This window comes from Actinomadura physcomitrii (genome assembly GCF_008923205.2).
In the GTDB taxonomy this organism is placed as follows: Bacteria; Actinomycetota; Actinomycetes; order Streptosporangiales; family Streptosporangiaceae; genus Spirillospora; species Spirillospora physcomitrii.
Genome location: NZ_WBMS02000111.1, coordinates 1 through 593 on the forward strand (window position 1 = coordinate 1; position 593 = coordinate 593).

General features: G+C 64.8%; 2 protein-coding genes. Both read right to left on the reverse strand.

Translation table 11 applies throughout. The annotated features are described in order from the left end of the window. On the reverse strand, window positions 1–288 hold a 288-nt coding region (locus F8568_RS46475; protein WP_151600556.1), incomplete at its 3' end, for a WXG100 family type VII secretion target. A 29-nt stretch (window positions 289–317) separates the two neighbouring features. Further along, on the reverse strand, window positions 318–593 hold a 276-nt coding region (locus F8568_RS46480; protein ID WP_151600557.1), incomplete at its 5' end, for a WXG100 family type VII secretion target.

Below are 593 nucleotides of genomic sequence, written 5' to 3' on the forward strand. Positions count from 1 at the left end.
CCACATGGCGGTGTTCTGGCGTTCGGCGCCGAGGTGGATGTCGTGGGATTCGCCGATGACCTTGCTCATGCCGGAGACGGCGGTGGCCATGCGCTGGGCGGCGAGTTTCCATTCGCGGGATTTCTGCTCGTAGGCGTGGCGGGCGTCGCCGTCCCACTCGGCCAGGTGGGCGCGGACCTGGCTGTCGAGGGTGTCCAGGACGGACTGGTAGCTCTTGAGCGCGCTGGTGAAGTTGGCCTGGGCGTTCTGCATGCCGCCGAAGTCGACGTAGGTGTAGTCGGTGCTCATGGTGCTCTCCTGGTGGGTGGTGGGGGTCGTCAGCCGTTGACCAGGCCTTTGAGGGTGTTGACGCGGGCGGTCTTGTTCTGTTCGGCGGTCTGGTACTTGGCCTGGGTGTGCACGAGTTTTTCGTGGATGAGGTCCAGGTCTTTGAGGACCTTGGCGAACTCGGTCTCGAACAGGTTGTAGACCTGGGTGAACGCGGCGGAGGACTCGCCCTTCCAGGCGCTCTGCAGTTCGGCGTGGTGGGTGTTGAGCTGGTTCTTGATCTGGCCGATCTGGCCGTGGGCGTCCTGGACGTTGCCGGCCGCCTG